The organism is Paenibacillus sp. PSB04 (assembly GCF_025809195.1).
GTDB lineage: Bacteria > Bacillota > Bacilli > Paenibacillales > Paenibacillaceae > Paenibacillus_AQ > Paenibacillus_AQ favisporus.
Genome location: NZ_CP081301.1, coordinates 5,997,090 through 6,014,813 on the forward strand (window position 1 = coordinate 5,997,090; position 17,724 = coordinate 6,014,813).

Annotated in this window: 16 protein-coding genes; 8 read left to right on the forward strand and 8 right to left on the reverse strand. The window is 52.0% G+C overall.

The genetic code is table 11. The features are described from left to right. Positions 1 to 26: 26 nt before the first annotated feature. The 4 genes from K2F33_RS27535 to K2F33_RS27550 all read right to left on the reverse strand — a co-directional run bounded on the left by K2F33_RS27535 (position 27) and on the right by K2F33_RS27550 (position 4,241). The gene (locus tag K2F33_RS27535; protein ID WP_263880090.1) at positions 27 to 452 is read right to left on the reverse strand and encodes an SgcJ/EcaC family oxidoreductase; all 426 of its coding nucleotides are present in this window, start codon (positions 450 to 452) and stop codon (positions 27 to 29) included. A gap of 24 nt (positions 453 to 476) precedes the next feature. Beyond that, the gene (locus tag K2F33_RS27540; RefSeq protein WP_263880093.1) at positions 477 to 2,570 is read right to left on the reverse strand and encodes a multicopper oxidase domain-containing protein; all 2,094 of its coding nucleotides are present in this window, start codon (positions 2,568 to 2,570) and stop codon (positions 477 to 479) included. Between the two features lie 96 nt (positions 2,571 to 2,666). Continuing rightward, positions 2,667 to 3,416 carry an SDR family NAD(P)-dependent oxidoreductase gene (locus K2F33_RS27545; protein ID WP_263880095.1) on the reverse strand — a complete coding sequence of 250 codons (750 nt, stop codon included), beginning with the start codon at positions 3,414 to 3,416 and terminating at the stop codon, positions 2,667 to 2,669. A gap of 417 nt (positions 3,417 to 3,833) precedes the next feature. Next, positions 3,834 to 4,241: a DUF6223 family protein gene (locus K2F33_RS27550; protein WP_263880096.1), complete on the reverse strand. Its 408-nt coding sequence runs from the start codon at positions 4,239 to 4,241 to the stop codon at positions 3,834 to 3,836. Positions 4,242 to 4,607: 366 nt separating this feature from the next. Here K2F33_RS27550 and K2F33_RS27555 point away from each other — a divergent pair, with 366 nt between their 5' ends. Beyond that, positions 4,608 to 5,294 (forward strand): response regulator transcription factor, encoded by a 687-nt coding sequence (locus K2F33_RS27555; RefSeq protein WP_076167574.1) that lies wholly within the window; start codon positions 4,608 to 4,610, stop codon positions 5,292 to 5,294. Next, positions 5,291 to 6,409: a sensor histidine kinase gene (locus K2F33_RS27560; RefSeq protein ID WP_263880099.1), complete on the forward strand. Its 1,119-nt coding sequence runs from the start codon at positions 5,291 to 5,293 to the stop codon at positions 6,407 to 6,409. The genes K2F33_RS27555 and K2F33_RS27560 overlap by 4 nt, the downstream gene beginning before the upstream one ends. 124 nt (positions 6,410 to 6,533) lie before the next feature. On the opposite strand, the gene K2F33_RS27565 is transcribed toward K2F33_RS27560, so the two are convergent. Further along, entirely contained in the window at positions 6,534 to 8,078 is a 1,545-nt protein-coding gene (locus K2F33_RS27565) for an MDR family MFS transporter (RefSeq protein ID WP_263880101.1), read from the reverse strand. A gap of 173 nt (positions 8,079 to 8,251) precedes the next feature. Here K2F33_RS27565 and K2F33_RS27570 point away from each other — a divergent pair, with 173 nt between their 5' ends. Then, on the forward strand, positions 8,252 to 8,689 hold the full coding sequence (locus K2F33_RS27570; protein WP_412974023.1) for a MarR family winged helix-turn-helix transcriptional regulator: 438 nt from the start codon (positions 8,252 to 8,254) through the stop codon (positions 8,687 to 8,689). 77 nt (positions 8,690 to 8,766) lie between these two features. Here K2F33_RS27570 and K2F33_RS27575 read toward each other — a convergent pair whose 3' ends face one another. After that, positions 8,767 to 9,366 (reverse strand): nitroreductase family protein, encoded by a 600-nt coding sequence (locus K2F33_RS27575; protein ID WP_076167585.1) that lies wholly within the window; start codon positions 9,364 to 9,366, stop codon positions 8,767 to 8,769. A gap of 196 nt (positions 9,367 to 9,562) precedes the next feature. Continuing rightward, positions 9,563 to 10,585, reverse strand: a complete 1,023-nt coding sequence (locus K2F33_RS27580; protein WP_263880107.1) for a UDP-N-acetylmuramate dehydrogenase — start codon at positions 10,583 to 10,585, stop codon at positions 9,563 to 9,565. A gap of 211 nt (positions 10,586 to 10,796) precedes the next feature. On the opposite strand from K2F33_RS27580, the gene K2F33_RS27585 reads away from it, so the two are divergent. From K2F33_RS27585 to K2F33_RS27605, 5 genes are all read left to right on the forward strand, one after another. Next, positions 10,797 to 11,894 carry a GerAB/ArcD/ProY family transporter gene (locus K2F33_RS27585; protein WP_263880110.1) on the forward strand — a complete coding sequence of 366 codons (1,098 nt, stop codon included), beginning with the start codon at positions 10,797 to 10,799 and terminating at the stop codon, positions 11,892 to 11,894. Beyond that, entirely contained in the window at positions 11,884 to 13,368 is a 1,485-nt protein-coding gene (locus K2F33_RS27590) for a spore germination protein (RefSeq protein WP_076167591.1), read from the forward strand. Before K2F33_RS27585 ends, K2F33_RS27590 begins: the two co-directional genes overlap by 11 nt. A gap of 3 nt (positions 13,369 to 13,371) precedes the next feature. After that, the gene (locus tag K2F33_RS27595) at positions 13,372 to 14,514 is read left to right on the forward strand and encodes a Ger(x)C family spore germination protein (protein ID WP_263880115.1); all 1,143 of its coding nucleotides are present in this window, start codon (positions 13,372 to 13,374) and stop codon (positions 14,512 to 14,514) included. 177 nt (positions 14,515 to 14,691) lie between these two features. Then, positions 14,692 to 15,360: a futalosine hydrolase gene (locus tag K2F33_RS27600; protein ID WP_076167599.1), complete on the forward strand. Its 669-nt coding sequence runs from the start codon at positions 14,692 to 14,694 to the stop codon at positions 15,358 to 15,360. Further along, positions 15,357 to 16,193, forward strand: coding sequence for a 1,4-dihydroxy-6-naphtoate synthase (locus K2F33_RS27605; protein ID WP_089546679.1), 837 nt, complete (start codon positions 15,357 to 15,359; stop codon positions 16,191 to 16,193). Before K2F33_RS27600 ends, K2F33_RS27605 begins: the two co-directional genes overlap by 4 nt. Positions 16,194 to 16,369: 176 nt before the next feature. On the opposite strand, the gene K2F33_RS27610 is transcribed toward K2F33_RS27605, so the two are convergent. Next, positions 16,370 to 17,719 (reverse strand): sulfatase family protein, encoded by a 1,350-nt coding sequence (locus tag K2F33_RS27610; RefSeq protein WP_263880122.1) that lies wholly within the window; start codon positions 17,717 to 17,719, stop codon positions 16,370 to 16,372. Positions 17,720 to 17,724 lie beyond the last annotated feature (5 nt).

The window sequence follows — 17,724 nt, forward strand, 5'->3', positions numbered from 1 at the left end:
CATCACAGGCGGTATGGTAAGCCTGCTTAATTAATGCCTGGCATCGATTGGATCCGGCTGTTTTGGAATGCCGCTATTTTCCATCCCCCATCTTGTCTGATCACCACATTCGTATTTATTGAGCCTCTATCGTTAGGGTCCTGCGCTGGATTAGGCAATTTGACCTCGCCGATCCCGTGAACAATCGCTACGTCCGGCGTTAAAAAACGCGGCCGCACTTCATCCGTAAGCGTGGAATCCAATGTTGTGCCTTTGAGCGGGCCCTGGAACAGCATGTGATGAACCTCCGCAATCTCCTTTTTCCCTTTCAAGTGCTGGCCCATAAATGTCACGTAATCTGCGTCATCCGTAAAGCAATCGCCGTAAGCCGCTCCATCCCCCTTGTTCCATGCCTCGCTCAACGACATAAACAGTTCCTTCATCAATTGAATATCTTTCGCTTGGTTTTCCATTCATCATCTTTCCCTTCGATTGGTTTATTCCGGCATATTTCCCGATCTCACTCCCGCTTCAAAGGAGGGCATGACATGGTCATACATCAGATGCAGGGTCATCCCGACAGCCGCGTGGTCTAAAATATGGCAGTGATCCATCCACATGCCCGGGTTGTCGGCTATAAAGGCCACTTCATACATTTCGTCCGGATTAACGTTCAATGTATCGGTCACCCACGGCGTTTGAACTCTTTTGCCGTTTTTCTTCAAAACCGTCATCTGATGTCCGTGGAGGTGCATCGGATGCTCCGAGAGACTTTTGTTGATGAACGTCGTTTTGATTTTCTCTCCTTCTTTGACAACCAAAGTAGGCGTATGGGGATACACTTCTCCATTAATGGTCCAAAGATAATTCATCTTCCCGTTATAGAATCCAAGCCTGTTTCCCAATACCATCCTAAATTCCCGATCGAACCTGGTCACGGATGTCAGTTCTGAATCTGCCGGTTTCCCGTATTGAGACGGGTCAAACAAGCTCGATTCCGCTTTAAAGCTTATTGGGTCCGGCGGTAAATTCCCATAAAAAACGACGCTCGGTCCCTCCATATCCCTGGAATCGCCTAATTTGAGCAGTACGGGATGATTCGGCATCGTAAATGTGACATCGTATCTCCCGCCCGCCGCAAGCCTGAATGCGGTTTGATCCGATAACCGATCCGGCTGCCGGATGGGAGTGCCATCAATGCTCGTGATCTTATATTCACTCCCCTGGAGGAAGTACTTTTGGGATTGATTGTTGGCGTTAATGAGCCTTAATAATACGGTCTTTCCGGGCTTTACCTGCATTTTTTGCACACGGTCCTGGTCCTTGAAAGCCGTCTTCTCCCCCTGATCGGTGTTCCAATTATGATTAATGAGCGTCACCTCTTCATCGTAGCTGGCCGTCTCCTCTGATGGTTCGACGATAAAGGATCCGAACAGGCCGTTGCGTACTTGCTCTGCAGCCTGCTGGTGAGAGTGGAACCAATACGTCCCTGCTTGCTCGGCTCGAAACTTATAGGTGAACGATTCCCCCGGGTTGACGACATTTTGGGTCATGCCCGGTACGCCGTCCATGGCGTTCGGCACGTTGTATCCATGCCAATGAATCGTCACTCCTTTGTCGATATCCCGGTTCATCAGCTTCACTTCCACCATCTCTCCTTGCCTTGCGCGCAGCTCGGGGGCGACCTCGCCGTTATACGTCCAAGCTTCGATCTTGGCACCGGACGCAAGCGTCATTTCCCGTTTCTGCGCAACGAGCTCATAATGGATATCCGCAGGAGAGGAGATATCCCCCGTCAGTTTCGCTACTTCCACCATATTGGCATGGTCAGCATGATTCTGATGACCCGTCATCATCGTCGGCGTGCCGCCTCCTTCGTCCAGCCAGCGGTGATTCATCATATCCGATGCTTCCGGAAGCTTCGAGGCGTGAAAGTCCGACCAAGCCTGAAAGGCCACCACCCCGATCGCTACAATGGCCGTCGTTAATCCCGCTAAGGCGAATTTCAACAGCCTTTTCCATAAAGGAGCCACGGTAAATGTACCTTTCATGATCGCCTGATATCTTCTGATGACGATATAGGATGGCACAACCAGAACGAAGAGATATAGCGTGATCATCAGCACCGTCTCCAGCAGGCCGGGAAGGGTCGGCTGCGAGAAAATCGTATGAAAGGCAGCAATGCCGGATGCAAGGGCGGCCGCATAGATCGGGATCAGCAGCCTCGGATCGGTTGTTGTGACCATCGAATCTGAAGACGATACGTCCGCAGTGGAAACCCGCAGTCTCCTTAAAACGGGAAGTGTATACAGGACCAAGGGAACGTAGCCAATCAACATGATGGGCAAAATCGTCTTGACGATGCCTTCAACGAACCACCAGCCGTTTCTAACCCATTGGCTGATCATCAGAATGAACCATAACAAGGCTAATGCAAGGCCAATATAACTGATCCAAAGCAATAACGTTCTCCAGACCTTCCGTTGAAAAATGCCTTTTACGTAAGGAAGCCCCGCGGCCGCCGTTCCGACGATCAACCATAGTGCCGTCACCGCGTAGGTTAACATCATACTTGTAATCGTTTCGAACATTACGTTTTTTCCTTTCCACCGGTAAATATCCTGACGTCTGGCCACACAACATTTGGATGGGAGGCAGCCTTCTTATGGATCTGCACTCTGCCCATGTTATTTACCGCCTGTAACGCGGATTTCTTCTCCATTGACAAAGCTGTTCGCCGTTGATCCCAAATAAATGATCAAATTCGCAACGTCATCTGGGGTGCCCAGCCTTCGCGTCGGAAACGATTCGGCATAATCTTCAAGCATCGGCTGCGGGAATGCGTGCGGGACCCATTCCGACAGCGTGAGCTCAGGAATGACAACATTGGAGTAAATACCATCCGAAGCCAGCTCCGCCGCCAAGGTACGGCTGAATCCGTGCAAAGCCGCTTTGGCCGTCAGATTTGCGGTTTCGTTCGGTTTCCCGGTGTATACCAGACTCGAAGAGACATGAATCAATCGTCCCCATCCCTCCTGCTTCATAAGCGGAACGGCCGCTTTCGTTGTCATATACGTTCCCTTGACGGTCTGATCGATAACGGAAAACCACGCTTCATTCGCGCTCGCCTCTACCGCGGCTTCCTCTCCCCAAAAGACGGCGTTATTCACGAGCACATCCAACCGCCCCCTCTCCTTCTTCACTTGGTTGAAGGCCCGGTAAATGCTCTGCTCGTCATTTAAGGACATTTGGACGGCCTGACCAGAACCTCCTGACGACTGAATATCGCTGATGGTTCGGTCCGCCTCGCTTCGGTTGCTTAAATAGGTGATGTAGACATGAGCTCCTTCCGCAGCGAACTTCTTTGCAGCCGCTCTGCCAATTCCGCGCGAACCTCCCGTTATCACAGCCACTTTCCCCTGTAAACCATAATCCATCCTCAACATCCTCCATCATTCGACTTTTTTGCAACCCAATCCCGATCTGCTTGTATTTTAACGAAACGGTCCCGCGATTCCATTCGGCTCATCACGATAGGCTCTCTCCCCTTTCGAGACAAATCCTGGCTCGCTTCCTTTAGATCGTGGAGGGCTGCCACATTAATCTCAATCGATTAATTATCTTATTTTATTATTTATCTTAAACAATTAAGATAATTTTATATTATCCTCGAGGTTCCCTTGTGTCAAGAGGTAATTCATCCGAATTTTTCCTTATCCGAACAGATAACAAGCGTCCCAAGTCAGATGATCTTTAACAGGATCCAGCAAAACCTCTTGCTCCTATCAGAAATAAAAAATAGACCGCTTGCAGCGGTCCAGGTCGGCCAAAATCAGGTATTTAACGATTACGCATCAGCCCGAATGGCGAGATCGAGCCAAAGTCAACCCGGCAAGGACGATGCCGACCAACCCCATTACAATGGCAATGATGGCTCCGGCCCGCCCGCTGCCGGTTCCGAAATCTCCGGTAAAAATGGTCAAATGCAGCAGGGCGTAGACTATAACAATCAGCCCCACCACCCCGGACACGATGGCCCCGCGCCTCCCACTGCCCTTGCCGAATCGACCTGCGGAGCGAGCCAAAGAAAGCCCGCCGATGATCGCGCCGATCAAGCCTAACATCGCATCTAACGAAGCCCAGATTCGCCCAGGGGTAGCTTCTCCGTATCCGACATTATCATTGGCCGCTGCAGCGGAAGCAACTGATGGAACAAGTAGAAAAACACAAAATATAGCGAACATCACCATCTTTATTTTCATTGGCCATAGCTCCTTTTTGTTTTTGATTCGTTCTTCGCCACTTCCTTGTACACGACACGCGTTCTAACTGCGAGCGGTGAAAGATCGGCTGCTTCCACCATACGATCCAGGGCTTCAGGTTCACTGCGGTTTACGGGTAAATTACTCATCTTTGAATCCTCGCCTTCGTTAATTTAAGATTTTTGTTCTTATGCGCTTATCGCTCGCATTGCACAGTCAGTGTAAACAATAAATGTCGAGAACTTATGCAGATCCGCCTCCTTTTGTATGGATTTATTCATGATCGTGTGAAAACACAGTATAATTTGGGGTAAGTGATGGAGCTCACCTACTCGAAGCAGACTAAACTGGAAAGATGGGATTCGAATGGAACCGAAGTTGTTGCTTGTGGAGGACGAACCGGGCATGCTTGAGGAGATGCAGACGTATTTGCATCGTGAAGGGTTTCGAGTATTGACCGCCCGTACCGGGAAAGAAGCGCTCATGATCGCCCGGTCTGAACGACCAGATCTCGTTGTGCTTGATTGGATGCTTCCGGAGAAAAGCGGTATCGACGTGTGCCTTGAAATCAGACAAACCTCGAATTGCGGCATTATTATGGTCACAGCCCGTTCGGATGAAACGGATAAAATCGTCGGTCTGGAAATCGGTGCGGACGATTATTTGACGAAACCGTTCAGCTTGCGCGAGCTGTCTTCGCGTATCCGGGCATTGCTTCGCCGCTTGCGTGGACCTGAAGACAAGCCAATACTGCTTGAAAGAGACAACTTGACCATTTCCGAGACCAAATGTCAGGTGTTCAAGGATGGCCAGGAGATCCAACTGACACCGACCGAATTCAAAATTTTGCTCACATTGGCTGCGCGTCCCGGAATGGTTTTCAGCCGCCTGCAATTGTTAAAAGCCGCCCTCGCGGATGAATATATGGGATACGAGCGAACGATGGATTCCCACATCCGGAATCTTCGCCGCAAGCTGGGAGACGATTCGGCCAATCCCCGTTATATTCAAACGGTCTACGGTTTCGGTTACCGATTCGGTGAACAACCATGACGCTCACGGTTCGCCAAAAAATATTTGTCTGCATGGGACTGCTCGTTTTTATTATCGGAGGTGTTCATGCCGTTACCAAGCAGGCTTATATGGAGTCTTTGTTCGATCAATATCGCAAGGAAGAAATCCGTACAGCTTATTTGAACGCACCGCCCGGGGAACAAATTGAGCATTTGAAGACTTACGTTTCAGGAAAAATGCGGAAGTTCGAGCTTGGGAATTGGTTCTTTTTCATCGCAACCGGGCTGTTCGCCAGTTTATGGATTTCAGGGGTGCTCACGATCCCGCTTCGAAAGCTTGTTGCCGCGATCGAACGCGTTGCGCAGGGAGATCTGCACGTGAACGTTCCTGTAAAATCAAAGGACGAATACGGCAAAGTCATCCGGACATTCAATGACATGACGCTTCGTCTCCGGGAAGCCGAGGACGCCCGCAGGCGGTTGGTAGCGGATGTCGCTCATGAGCTGCGGACCCCGCTGTCGATCATGCAGCTCAAGCTAGAAAATGCTCAGCAGGCCGGTCAATCTGTCCCCCCGGAAATGCTGCTTAGACTCCATGACGAAGTGATCCGCTTAGGCCTGCTTGTGGAAGATCTTCATGTCTTGTCGCTGGCTGAGGCGGGTCGATTGGCGCTGGATTGCAAACCGCTCGATCTCTCAGCAAGACTTGAACAAATCGTGGACGATATGAACGTGGAGGCTGAGGAGAACGGGCTGGAAATGCGCTTCTCTTCAAACACAAGGCCGGTAACGGTGATGGCAGACGCGAGACGAATGACGCAGGTGTTCATCAATTTGTTGACGAATGCAGTTCGTTACACATCGGAAGGCGGAAAGGTTTCGGTTGTCATTGAAAATCAAGTTTGGGATCAGAATGCACTTTATGTATGTGTCTCGGTGATAGACTCCGGTATCGGTATTCCAGCCGATGAATTGGCTCATCTGTTCGATCGTTTTTATCGTGTGGAAAAGGCCCGTTCGCGGCACACAGGCGGAACGGGCCTCGGATTATCGATTGCTCATCATTTAGTCCGGGCCCACGGCGGGTTCATCCGCGTTGTGAGTGAACCCGGTCAAGGTACGACATTTAGCGTTTTTTTGCCTGTGCATACTTGAAAAAATATATCGCTCTTGTCCTATATCAAAATAGTGTCCACATTCGTGTTGTAATTAAAAGTTTGCCTTCAATCAGCAAGGGCTGCCCGTGGAAACGGACAGCCCTTGCATTTTTCAAACCGATTTACACCGTTTTCTGCTGTTTTGCCGAAGCGGCCTTTTGTTCCTTGCCGACGGTGACTCTGGCATTTCCCATGCTGGCCACGACGACCGCGGCGATGGCGATCGGAATCAGCGCAAACAGAAATACGCGGGAAATGGAATGGGACATGGCGTCCACGATGTTGTTGAGCACTTCAGCCGGAATTTTGGCGCGGTTGGCCGATTGGAAAATTTCCTGCGGACTGCCGACGTTGGCCATGGCCGAATTGGCCCCGCCGCCCATGCCTTTGAAGTTTTCGGCAAGCCGGTTCGTGAACAAATTGTTCTGAATGGTGCCGAAAATCGTGATCCCCATCGTCATGCCGAGCGACCGCAAAAACTGGTTGGTCGAGTTTGCGGTACCGCGGAAGCGAGGCTCCAGGTTATGCTGGGATGCCGTCGGCAGCAGCGAGAACGAGAAGCCCATGCCGAAGCCGACGATGATCATGAAGATCGTCAGATAAATCCGGGCGGTATCGGGGGTCAGCGTGCTGAGCAGATACATGCCGCCCAAATAGAAAATGACCGATATGATCATAAGGTTCCGGTAGCTTGTCTTGGTGGAGAAAATCCCGCCGATGGCGCTCCCGGCCACCGATCCCAGCATCATCGGCGTCAGGATCAACCCGGCGTTCGTAGCCGAACCGCCATACACCGCCTGCACGAAGATCGGGATATATACCGTCATGATGATAAAGGTTCCGCCGTACAAAAACGCGAGCAGCTGCGATGTCGCAAACAGCCTGCGTTTAAACAGGAAGAACGGCAATATCGGCTCCTTCGCTTTCAGCTCCACGAAGAAGAAGATGATGAAGAATACCGCAAAGCTGGCAAACAGGGCAATAATCGGTGCGGAGTCCCACGCGAACTCCTTGCCGCCCAGCTCCAGTGCGAACATCAGGCTGATGACGGCGATCACGAGCGTCGATGCGCCCCACCAGTCGATTTTTTGCTTGTTATGGGATGGAGACTCTTTGTAACTGCGCAAAATGAAAATCAGGGACACGATGCCGATCGGCACGTTGATGTAGAATACCCACTCCCACCCGGCGTATTCGGTGATATACGCGCCGAGCAGCGGTCCTACCACGCTGGCCGAGCCGAACACCGCTCCAAGCAGACCGGTCATTTTGCCCCGGTTCTCCGGCGGAAAAATGTCGAAAATAATCGTAAACGCGATCGGCAGGAGCGCGCCTCCCCCGATCCCCTGAATCGCCCGGTACAAGCTCAGCTGTTCAATCGTCTGAGCCAGCCCGCATAGTGCGGATCCCAGCAAGAACACAGTTAAGCCGAAAATGAAAAAACGCTTCCTCCCGTACATGTCCGACAGCTTGCCGAAGATCGGCATGCCGGCCATCGTCGTCACCATATAGGCCGAGGTGACCCAGACGAATTTGTCCAGTCCCCCAAGATCGGATACGATCGTACCCATGGCCGTGGCGACAATGGTATTGTCAATGGCAGACATAAAAATGGCCAGCAGCAGCCCTGCTACGACCATTTTAATGTTGCTTTTCGTCGCTTCCATTGGTTATCTCCTTTACAATGTATTGTCCCTTCCGATAAAATGAAACCAAGTCATTATCTCGGAATTCAAGTATCTCGATCATCAAGATATTCAGATTCTAAGAGGAGGTCTTGCCTTTGTCAAGTCAAAATGCTGAGGGCAACACATCACCTGAAGAACGGTTGGCTTCGCAAATGAGAAAACTGGGAACCAGGACCGTCCTGTACCAACAGCATGTCGCCAGTTCCCTCGGTTTATCCAACACCGATTTGAAATCCGTAGATATATTGTGGGAAACCGGTCCGATTACGGCCGGAGAGCTCTCCAAAATTACCGGTCTCTCCACCGGCACCGTCACCGCCCTGATCGACCGTCTGGAGAAAGCGGGTTACGTGCGGAGAGAACAGGACCCGTCCGACAGACGCCGGGTCATCATCGTCCCCGACTATTTTGCCAGGGACGAAGTTCGCGAGACCTTCAAGCCGCTGCACGATTCCGTGGTCCGGCTCGGCTCTTCGTATACGGCGGAGCAGATCGAGCTGCTCATTGACTTTGCTGCCAAGGTCAGCGGCATCATGGAGGAGCAGATTCGCACGCTTGGCGGCGGACGCTCCAAATCGGCTGAAGAATAGCATGACACGCAAAAAAGCACCCCGCGCATAAGACGTGAGGTGCTTCTCTTGGATTAAGTATAAAAATTCCGTACTGCTTATTTGAATACTTTAACGCGGTCTTCAAGCGGCTTGAATTCTTTCTCGCCCGGCTGAACTGTCGGTTTGCCGAAAGGCATTTGGGCGATCAGTTTCCAGCTCGCAGGAATGTTCCACTCTGCGGCAACCTTCTGGTCGATCAGCGGGTTGTAGTGCTGCAGGCTGGCGCCAAGACCTTCGGCTTCAAGCGCGGTCCAGATGACCAATTGGTGCATCGCCGAAGTATGGTGGGACCATACCGGGAAGTTGTCTGCATAAGAAGGGAAGCTTGCTTGCAGTCCTTCAATGACTTCATAATCTTCGAAGAACAGGATTGTGCCGTATCCGGCGCGGAAAGCAGCCATTTTCTCAGCAGTCGGTGCAAAGCTGTCAGCCGGAACAACGGCTTTCAGCACGTTTTCCGTTACATTCCACAGCTTGTCATGCTGCTCGCCAAGCAGAACGACAACGCGTGTGCTTTGCGAGTTGAAAGAAGACGGCGTGTATTTCACCGCATCGTTGACGATCTCCTGAATTTTCTCGTCGGAGATCACCTGCTCCTTGCTGATTCCATATATGGAACGTCTGTTCTTGAGTGCATCAATAAACTGTTTAGACATTTTTATATCTTCCTCCTTTTTGTTACTTACTTACTTTTTTAGTATACATACACCCTCGTCCAATTACAATACCTTAATTTAAAGATTTTTAAATGGATTGTCACCTCGGTCACGACCGTGACACAAATAACCCGCCAATCGCGGGTGAAGGCGGGTTACGGTCACATAATGTTCACATATTCGGATTTGAAACAGACTACTCGACGACGACGACCTCAGGCTCAGGAACGAAGCCGAACGCCTTGTCGACACCTTCCATGATCACATTCATCAAATATTTAATGTCCTCGGCGGTCGCATGATCCGTGTTGATGATCATGTTCCCGTGGAAAGGGGAAATCATGGCGCCGCCGTATGCCTTCCCTTTCAATTCAAGCCGGTCGACCAAAGCACCGACAGGAACGCCATAATCGTAATTGTTTTTAAAGACGGATCCGCAGGAAGGATACTCGAAATGGCGCTTGCCGTTCCGGTATTCCTCAATCTGGGTCATCGGGGCAGGCAGATGGATTCCCCGGCTTTGGAGCGCCTTCGCCTCTTCAGCCATATACGAATAGAACGAAGACAGGGACGACATCCCCTCTTTGTCCTTCCAGCGGCTCAGCAGGCGGTTTGCCTGCTGCGGATCCAATTGCTCCGGTACGGCCAGCATATCCGCACCCAAAATGAGCCACGGATTCATCTGGAATATGGACTGCTTATAGCCATATTTGCACTGGCTGACGTCAATCGATTGAACGGACAAGGAAGGATCCTCCAGGTCCACATAATACACCGTTTTGATAATGTCGCTGATCTGCCGGTGGTTGTACTTGGCGTTCATGTAAATGCCGGCCCCCAGGCCGCCCGGCAGCAAGTAGGTAAACTCGTAACCCGGGATGTTATACATCAGGCCTGCGATCGACAGCATGGACATCGGTGTCCCCGAGGAAATAAACCATTTGTCCGGGGTAATGTCCCAATAGACCAGCCTTTTCAAAGAAATGTACAGCGTATCCTTGCGCGGATTGTCGGGAAACAAAAGATTAGAGCCCATCCCGCAGAAAAAATAGTCCAGCCCATGGGTTCTGCATCCCTGCAGCAGCGTGATCAGCTCTTCGGCCGTTTCAGGCATCGCGAAGAAATTCGCTTCTCCGCCGATCTGATAGGACGAGTGGTTCGCAAGCGGTTCATTCCGCAAGCACAGATTTTCAAATGTCATCCGGTTATTAATCATCATGGCAAATTCTCACTTTCAACTTTCTTGTCTTTGCACGGTCCCTGGATCGGGAATCCGCGCCTCATAAGAAGCCTAACTAAATATACAGACCTATCTATTCTAATATATCGTCGGTCTTCGCGCCATGTGTCATTTTAAATATAGGAAGTATTGCGGGGAACCTCCCGGTTAATAATGGATCTAGATCCACGCCTTACTTGGAGGTAACTGAATGAAAGTACTTAAAGCCCGCTTGTCGCAAGGCTTCATGATGATCCTGCTGTCCATCGGGATGATGAACCATGTGTTTATCATTCCGTTTCTGCTGCAGAGCTCAGGCAGAGACGCGTGGATCTCGGTCACCTTGTCCATTCTGCCGCTGATGGCCGTGACCGCTATGACGTATTACGTATCCAAACGATTGGGAAACCGCTCCATCCACGAATGGCTGAGTCAAGAATACGGCCTAGCAGCGGCCGTTCTTCTGCGCATCATCATGAGCGTTTTTTTATACATGATTTGCTTCTATACGTTGTTTGATACGACCACTTGGGCCAAAATCACCTTTTTGACCGAAACGCCGGTATCTGTAACAACCATAGTTATGCTGCTTTTATGCCTATATGCCGCGATCATGGGATTTAAACCCATTGCCATCTCCGCGGGGATTCTCCTGCCGTTCGTCGTCCTACTCGGATTTTTTATCATGACGGTCAATTTTCAAACCAAGGATTACAGCCAGCTGCTGCCGGTTCTGTCCAAAGGCTGGGGACCTGTATTTTCCGGACTGGCCAATTCATGTGCAGGTTCCTTTGAAATAATCATGTACCTGTTTCTCCAGCCAAAATTGGCGAAGACCGCGAAAGCCTGGCAGTTATACGTTCTTGCCTTGGCCCTGACCGGGCTGACCATGGGGCCGCTGATCGGCGCCATCACGATCTTTGATCCGTATGAGGCGTCCAGGCAAATGTATCCGGCGTATGAGGAATGGCGTGTGGCTACCATTGGAAGATATGTCGCTCAGACCGACTTTTTCTCCATCTATCAATGGCTGTCGGGAGCCTTCATCCGGATTTCACTAGCCCTGTATTTTATCGTTGATGTTTGGAACATTAAAGAAAAGATGCCGCGAATTGGCGCATACGTTACCGTCGCTGGCTTGATTCTCCTTATAAGCCTGACCGGACTGAACGATACGAATTTCCTGAAAATTTTAAAACGTTTCTATTTCCCGTTTTCTGCCGCCTTCCTGGGGGCTTTAATCCTCATCTTGTTTGCTTTGGCTCTCATTTCATCCGGAAAGAAAGGAAAAGAACACCATGACAACTAGTACAGAGCAGCCTCAAGTCAGCCTGGCAGATATCGATATCCCGTTCCTCCAAAAGTATTATGAGCCATGCGGCGATGTGGTCCTTCATCCCTTTTATGTAGGGGAAGGAGACCTGAAGCAGTCCATCCTTCTGATTTATTGTGAAGGCATGACGGACGAGGTCCAAATCAACCAGTTCGTGCTCCCTAGGCTGGAACAGATGTACATGGAAACAGGATTCTTCAGCAAAGACAGCATCCGGGACTATCAATCGCTGCCGCTGAAGGAAATGAAGACCCAAAATGTACTGTACGAACTCGATACCCAGGTGTTTCAGGGAATGATGATCCTGTACTTCCAGCATATGAATGCCTTCTACCAATTGAATGTCAGCAGCACCCCTTCCCGGTCTCCGGAGGAGTCATCCACGGAATCTTCCATTAAGGGGCCCCAGGATGGATTTACCGAAAATTTAAGCGTGAACCTCGCACTTGTCCGCAAGCGGCTTCGGACCCAGTCGTTATGCGTGGAAAAATTCGTCCTTTCCGAGCGGGGCCACACACAAATCGCGTTGATGTACATCCGGGATATCATTAACCCGGATATCGTTGATGAAATCAGGAAGAAGATTCAAAGTTTCAACGGGGACGCAATCATCGGCACCACACAAATCGAAGACCTCGTTCAGGGGCAGCTTAAAAGCGTGTTTCCGCTCACCGATTATGTCGGCAGGCCGGATTATGTGGCATCCAGCCTTTTGGCAGGCCGGTTCGTGATTATGTTCGACGGTTCTCCCATGGGAATTATCGCGCCCATCACGCTCTTCAGCCTGATCAAATCGCCGGAAGACTCCAATATGCCCTTTCACATCGTCTCGGTGCAAAGGTTTTTGCGGGTATCGGGCCTCTTTATTGCTATGTTCCTGCCTGGATTCTACGTGGCGCTGACCACCTTCAACCTCGAGCAGATTCCGACTCCGCTGCTGGCAACCATTATGAATTCCAGAATCGGGCTTCCGTTCTCGATTCCCCTGGAATGCTTTTTGATGCTGTTCCTGTTCCAGGTGTTCCATGAAGCGGGCACCCGCCTACCCAAATCGGTCGGCCAGACCGTAACGGTGGTCGGGGGTCTCATTGTCGGCGATGCGGCCATCAGGGCAGGAGTTACGTCTCCGACGATGGTTGTGGCGGTGGCCGTGACGATCATCGCCACCTTTACACTGGTCAATCAAATTCTTTCGGGGACGACGGCTATCATTAGGCTGTATGTTCTCCTGCTTTCTTCTTGCTTGGGCATGTTCGGATTTTTTATCGCGATGTTCTCCGTCCTGCTTCACTTGGCCACGCTGGAAAACTTCGGTGTTCCTTATCTGGCTCCCGCTTCCCCCTTTATCGCCAAGGATTTCTGGGAAGGACTGTTCCGAAAGCCGGTCAAGCTGTTCAAGTACCGTCCGCGGGTGCTGCGGACGCAGGACGATACGCGCAAGGGAGAGTAACGAATGAAAGCCATCATCGTTGTTCTGTTCTGTTCCCTGCTGCTGACCGGCTGCTGGGACTTGAAGGCGGTACAAGATATGAATATCGTGACGGCGCTCGGCATCGATTACAAAAAGGACCATTATGTCGTATACGTCAAGCTGACCGATTTCTCCGCTGTCGGGACAAAGGAAGGCAGCGGGGATTCCAAACCTGCATCAACCTGGGTGGGGGTCGGCGAAGGCCCCACTGTGTTATTGGCTATCAACGATATTTACAGATCCGCCCAGCACCATACGCTGTGGACGCATGTTAAAGCGATCGTCATGACGAAATCCGCGCTGGGAAAGCTGGAGGATATTTTCGACAGCCTCCTGCGTTCCAGAGAGCTGCGGTATACATCCTGGGTGTACGGAACCGATAAACCGATCGAGTCGATATTCATGGCAGATACGACGCTGAACCAGTCTCCTCTAATGCTGGAAATGTTTGAGCCTAAGGAGACCTATAAGCAGCGATCCGCGATCATGCCGATTCAGCTGCAAAAATTAGTCAACAGCATCCGGGAGCCTGCAACCAGCGTGCTGCTTCCCGTTCTGTCCGTAACGGACCGGAAATGGATGGCCAACCAAAAGGATAAAACCCCCTCCATGATGGAGCTCACAGGCGTGTATGTCATCAACAAAGGAGCGAATGAGGGATGGGTCGCCGAGGAGGACATGATGGGCGCCAGATTGATCCGGTACAGCCATATGTTAAGATATCCGTTCAGCATTCCCGAAAGATACGGCCTGAACAACACGTTGAATTTGACTGGGCCGCATACGAAAATCTCGTTGGACCCAGATACGTCTGAACGCTTAAACATAAATATCAACCTTACGGTCAATGCCACTGTATTAGAAACGCGTACCGAGGCTGGGATGTCAGAACATCAGATGGAGCAGCAGGCCCAGTCGATCCTGAAAAAGGACATCATGAAGGAGTTTAACGATGCGAAAGATAAAAATATCGACTTGTTTGGTCTTGAGGAGTGGTTATACCGCCATCACAATGATAGCTGGAAACGATACGACTCCCGGGGGCCGATCCTTCCCAAAATAAATATTAAGGATGTGAACGTAAAAGTCATCATTAAGCATTCCAACACCTATATCACCGGATGAAATACATGGTACACCGATCCCCCTGCGCATCAAGAGCCGTAGGGGGATCGGTGTTTTTATCGGATTACGTTCTGCCTCTCGGCTTCCCCCCACTTTACACACGGCTCCGATCAGGATAAGGTTATATATTGAAGCTGCATATACGGCCTGTAAATTATACGATAAGAAGGTACGCACATGAATTCACCAACAACCAATCACTCCCGGGTGCTGATCATGACCGCCGTCGAGGCCGAACGGGAGGCGGTTCTTCGCGGACTCGGCAGCCCGGATTTTATCGACGTCGAGCTGGCCGGCGTCGGACCGGCCTCCGCCGCCGCCCGTACGGCTCGCGTTCTGGCCGGTAACGAATACGGCCTGGTCATCAGCGCCGGCATCGGCGGCGGATTTACGGATCGGGCCGGCATCGGCTCGATCGTCATTGCCGATCAGCTGATCGCAGCTGATCTTGGCGCGGAGACGCCGGACGGCTTTCTCAGCGTGGACGAGCTTGGGTTCGGCTCTTCCCGCCTCGAGCCGGATCTTCCGCTCGTCCGCCGCCTCGAGCAAGCCATGGCTTCCGCCGGACTGGCGGTTCGAAGCGGTGCCGTCCTGACGGTCACGACCGGGACCGGCTCGGCGCAAACCGCCGCCGCGTTAAGGCAGCGGTATGAGGACGCTGCCGCGGAAGCGATGGAAGGCTTCGGCGTGGCTGAAGCCGCCCGGCTGTTCGGACTCCCCTGCCTGGAAATTCGTACGATATCGAATGCCATCGGTCCCCGGGACCGTTCCGCCTGGCGGATGAAAGAAGCTTTCGAAGCACTTGAAGCAGCAAGCTCAATCTTAGTGGAGGTATTGAAACGATGAAAATTGCATTTTCCCCTTGTCCCAACGACACTTTTGTCTTCCATGCTGCGGCGCACGGCCTCATTCCCGCCGCCCCGGAGCTGGAAGTCACCTATGCGGATATTGATATTACGAATAACCTGGCATCGAACCCGGGCAGCGACCTTGACGTGCTTAAAATTTCTTATGCCGCCCTGCCATGGGTTCTGGACGAATACGCCCTCATTCCATGCGGCGGCGCCTTGGGCCGCGGCTGCGGGCCGCTTGTACTGACCAAAGGCGGCCAAGCCGACCCTTCGGAACTTAGCGGACGCCGGGTTGCCGTTCCGAGCGAAAAATCGACGGCCTACCTGCTCTTCCGCCTGTGGGCCGCCCAGAACGTTCCCGGCGGGATTGGCGAAATCGTGGTCATGCCGTTCGACCAAATCATGCCTGCCGTCCGGGACGGCTTGATTGACGCGGGGCTGGTCATTCACGAAGCCAGATTCACGTATCCGTCCTACGGCTTGTCCTTGATGACGGATCTTGGCAGCTGGTGGGAAAGCGATACCGGCCTGCCGATTCCGCTCGGCGCGATCATTGCCAAGCGGTCCCTCGACCTGGACGCGATCGAAGACTGGATCCGTCAGTCCGTCGAATACGCCTGGGCCCATCCCGAAGCTTCCCGGGAATACGTGCTGAGCCATGCCCAGGAGCTGGATCCTGACGTTGCCCAGCAGCATATTGACCTGTATGTCAACGACTTTACGCGCAACCTCGGGGACGACGGATACGCCGCGATCACTTCGCTGCTGACCCGGGCGGCCGGCGAAGGCCTGGTTCCTCCGATTGATCCGGAGGCGCTGCGCAAATAAGCGGATCTGGATCGAGTCTATATAGAAACGATCCTAATGTCAATTAAACCCCCGCCTTTGGTGAAGGCGGGGGTTGTTTGCTCTAACAGCCCAGTTTTTGGTATTCATTTGCCGTTTTGTCCCGACTCTGTTTTTAACGAAGGACTAAAGTTTGCGGATGATTACGATGAAACAGATCACACTTGGGTACGCAGCTCGCTGACCGACATGCGCCGTTGGCCGGCAGATTTCACTGGAGCGTTCTCTATCCGCGGCATTGCCTCTCCTGCTTCCGCCATGCGGCTCAGGAGTCGCCCCCGCAGTTCATCACTGATCTCACGATAGGAAGCCAGCCCAGCTAAATTCGTTAATTCATGTGGGTCTGCCTGCAAATCATACAAAAAGTCTTCCGTGTAGCAATCTGCGGCGCCTCGATCCCCATGCGGTTCCACCGCCCGAACGCTGTATTTCCATCGTTTGGTGCGGATCGCACGGCCCGTATGCGATTCGCTGATTTGCACAAACACTTCCTGCGGCCACTCCTTCTTTTCTCCCTTAAGCAGGGGAAGGATGGAACGTCCCTGCATATGTTCCGGAACCGGAATGCCTGCGGCATCAAGCAGCGTGGGGGGCAGATCGATTAAACTTACCAGCTCGCGAATCTGTCCCCCGGAATCAAAGCAATGCCCCGCCAGTGCGGTAGGTACCCGGATGGAGCTCTCGTGGCATGATCGCTTGTATTCGCCATTACGCGTCTTAAAGTGGCAGCCGTGATCCGAAGTGAACAGAACGATCGTATTTTCGAGAAGATCCAGGCTCTTCAGCGCATCCATCAACCGGCCGAGCGCCTCGTCCAGGCGCTTGACCATGCCGTAATAACCGCCCAGATGCTGGGCCGATGAGCCCCCGAGTGCCGCTAAATCAGGCGGCGTCCAGCGACCGGTGTATCTTTCCTCATATCCGTCCGGAGCCGGGTAATTGTCCGCATGGTTTTGATGGTGGGGCTCTAGAAACGATAGAAACAAAAAGAACGGTTGCTGCTGATGTCTGTCGATGTAACGGATGGCTGCATCCGTCTGGGCATCAACCCTGTAACCAGGAAGCTTTACTTGCCGGTCATCCGTATCATACAGGACCGTGTCGTATGCATCCGAAGCGTACTCCAGAATGTTGGCTCCGAGCCAGTATTCATATCCTCCCCGTTCTTTCTGCGGAACCGGTTCCTGCGAGGCCAAATGCCATTTCCCAATATATCCGGTTTGGTAACCTGCCTCCCGGAAATAATGGGCTAACGTTTTTTTCTGCTCCGGCAGAGGAATTCCGTTCGTGAAGCAGCCGGTGGAGGTTGCATATTCACCGGTCTGCAGGCAGGACCTCGCAGGTCCGCAGACCGGCTGGCACGTAAACGAATGATAGATATGAGTCCCTCTGGAAGCCATCCGGTCAAAATTCGGTGTCAGCCTTAGCGGGTTTCCATGGGCTCCCGTCGTATCAAAGCGCTGCTGATCCGTAAAAAATACGATCACGTTCGGCTGTACAGCCGTCATTCATG

What these genes read in the sequence shown, in the direction of transcription:
- K2F33_RS27600 (WP_076167599.1), top strand. Translation starts at nt 14,692, where the DNA reads ATGAATTCACCAACAACCAATCACTCCCGGGTGCTGATCATGACCGCC.
- K2F33_RS27610 (WP_263880122.1), bottom strand. Translation starts at nt 17,719, where the DNA reads ATGACGGCTGTACAGCCGAACGTGATCGTATTTTTTACGGATCAGCAG.
- K2F33_RS27540 (WP_263880093.1), bottom strand. Translation starts at nt 2,570, where the DNA reads ATGTTCGAAACGATTACAAGTATGATGTTAACCTACGCGGTGACGGCA.
- K2F33_RS27550 (WP_263880096.1), bottom strand. Translation starts at nt 4,241, where the DNA reads ATGAAAATAAAGATGGTGATGTTCGCTATATTTTGTGTTTTTCTACTT.
- K2F33_RS27565 (WP_263880101.1), bottom strand. Translation starts at nt 8,078, where the DNA reads ATGGAAGCGACGAAAAGCAACATTAAAATGGTCGTAGCAGGGCTGCTG.
- K2F33_RS27570 (WP_412974023.1), top strand. Translation starts at nt 8,252, where the DNA reads ATGAGAAAACTGGGAACCAGGACCGTCCTGTACCAACAGCATGTCGCC.
- K2F33_RS27605 (WP_089546679.1), top strand. Translation starts at nt 15,357, where the DNA reads ATGAAAATTGCATTTTCCCCTTGTCCCAACGACACTTTTGTCTTCCAT.
- K2F33_RS27575 (WP_076167585.1), bottom strand. Translation starts at nt 9,366, where the DNA reads ATGTCTAAACAGTTTATTGATGCACTCAAGAACAGACGTTCCATATAT.
- K2F33_RS27585 (WP_263880110.1), top strand. Translation starts at nt 10,797, where the DNA reads ATGAAAGTACTTAAAGCCCGCTTGTCGCAAGGCTTCATGATGATCCTG.
- K2F33_RS27545 (WP_263880095.1), bottom strand. Translation starts at nt 3,416, where the DNA reads ATGGATTATGGTTTACAGGGGAAAGTGGCTGTGATAACGGGAGGTTCG.
- K2F33_RS27580 (WP_263880107.1), bottom strand. Translation starts at nt 10,585, where the DNA reads ATGATGATTAATAACCGGATGACATTTGAAAATCTGTGCTTGCGGAAT.
- K2F33_RS27555 (WP_076167574.1), top strand. Translation starts at nt 4,608, where the DNA reads ATGGAACCGAAGTTGTTGCTTGTGGAGGACGAACCGGGCATGCTTGAG.
- K2F33_RS27595 (WP_263880115.1), top strand. Translation starts at nt 13,372, where the DNA reads ATGAAAGCCATCATCGTTGTTCTGTTCTGTTCCCTGCTGCTGACCGGC.
- K2F33_RS27535 (WP_263880090.1), bottom strand. Translation starts at nt 452, where the DNA reads ATGGAAAACCAAGCGAAAGATATTCAATTGATGAAGGAACTGTTTATG.
- K2F33_RS27590 (WP_076167591.1), top strand. Translation starts at nt 11,884, where the DNA reads ATGACAACTAGTACAGAGCAGCCTCAAGTCAGCCTGGCAGATATCGAT.
- K2F33_RS27560 (WP_263880099.1), top strand. Translation starts at nt 5,291, where the DNA reads ATGACGCTCACGGTTCGCCAAAAAATATTTGTCTGCATGGGACTGCTC.